The following is a 1641-nucleotide window of genomic DNA, read 5'->3' on the forward strand; positions in this document are numbered from 1 at the left end:
AGGTCGCCGACCAGGCCGATGTCGGCGACCTGGAAGATGGGGGCGTCCTCGTCCTTGTTGATCGCGACGATCACCTTGGAGTCCTTCATGCCGGCCAGATGCTGGATGGCGCCCGAGATGCCGACCGCGACATAGACCTGGGGGGCGACGATCTTGCCGGTCTGGCCGACCTGATAGTCGTTGGGGGCATAGCCGGCATCGACCGCGGCGCGGGATGCGCCGACGGCGGCGCCCAGCTTGTCGGCGAGAGGGTCGATCAGCGCGTGGAACTGCTCCTCGGAACCCAGCGCCCGGCCGCCCGACACGATGATCTTGGCCGAGGTGAGCTCGGGACGCGCATTCTCCGCGATCTCCGCGCCGGTAAAGCTGGACAGGCCCTTGTCGCCGGTGGCGGCGACCGCCTCGATCGTGCCCGTGCCGCCCTGCGCCTCCGCCTTGTCGAAGGCGGTGCCGCGCACGGTGACGACCAGCTTCTTGTCGCTGGTCCTGACGGTGGCGATGGCGTTGCCGGCGTAGATCGGCCGGGTGAAGCTGTCCGGCCCCTCGACCGAGAGGATGTCGGAGATCTGCATCACGTCGAGAAGCGCCGCGACCCGCGGCGCGATGTTCTTGCCCGTGGTGGTGGCCGGCGCGACAAAGGCGTCGTGGTGCCCCATCAGCTCCACCACCAGCGGCGCGACATTCTCGGCCAGCGCATGCGCATAGGCCGCGTCGTCGGCGACATGCACCTTGCCGACCCCGGCGATCGCCGCCGCCGACTGGGCGACCGCATCCACGCCCTGCCCTGCGACCAGCAGGTGGACCTCGCCCAGCTTTGCCGCCGCGGTCACCGCGGACAGCGTGGCATCCTTGACGGTTCCGCCGTCATGTTCGACCCAGACCAGCGTCTTCACTTGGCAATCCCCATCGCTTGCAGCTTCATCACCAGTTCGTCGACATCGGCGACCTTGACGCCGGCCTGACGCTTGCCCGGTTCGGCGACATGGGTGATCGTGTGGCGGGCTGCGATGTCGACGCCGAAATCGGCCGCGGCACGCGTCGCCATCGGCTTGGACTTGGCCTTCATGATGTTGGGCAGCGAGGCGTAGCGCGGCTCGTTCAGGCGCAGGTCGGTGGTGACGATCGCCGGCAGCACCAGCGTGTCGGTCTCCAGCCCGCCATCGACCTCGCGGGTGACCACCGCCTGCCCCTCGGCCAGTACGACCTTCGACGCGAACGTCCCTTGCGCCCAGCCGAGCAGCCCGGCGAGCATCTGGCCGGTCTGGTTGTTGTCGTCGTCGATCGCCTGCTTGCCCAGGATCACGAGGTCGGGGCTTTCCTCCTCGACGATCCTGGCGAGCAGCTTGGCGACGCCCAGTGGCTCGACCCGGCCCTCCGCTGTCACCAGGATCGCCCGGTCGGCGCCCATCGCCAGCGCGGTGCGCAGCGTGTCCGCCGCCTTGGGCTCGCCGATCGAGACCACCACCACCTCGGTGACGCCGGCCTTCTCCTTCAGCCGGATCGCCTCCTCGACCGCGATCTCGTCGAACGGGTTCATGCTCATCTTGACGTTCGCCAGGTCGACGCCCGACCCGTCCGCCTTCACCCGCGGCTTCACATTATAGTCAAGCACGCGCTTGACCGGCACCAGCACCTTCATCG

2 protein-coding genes are annotated in these 1641 nt (G+C 68.6%); both read right to left on the bottom strand.

The features are described from left to right. A partial coding sequence (locus tag OXR08_RS18565; RefSeq protein WP_267352130.1) for an electron transfer flavoprotein subunit alpha/FixB family protein occupies nt 1-893 on the bottom strand: 893 nt, incomplete at its 3' end. Beyond that, nucleotides 890-1639: an electron transfer flavoprotein subunit beta/FixA family protein gene (locus tag OXR08_RS18570; RefSeq protein ID WP_149682655.1), complete on the bottom strand. Its 750-nt coding sequence runs from the start codon at nt 1637-1639 to the stop codon at nt 890-892. The genes OXR08_RS18570 and OXR08_RS18565, both read right to left, overlap by 4 nt. Nucleotides 1640-1641 lie beyond the last annotated feature (2 nt).

Source organism: Sphingomonas sp. GM_Shp_2 (assembly GCF_026540875.1).
GTDB classification, from domain to species: Bacteria; Pseudomonadota; Alphaproteobacteria; order Sphingomonadales; family Sphingomonadaceae; genus Sphingomonas; species Sphingomonas carotinifaciens.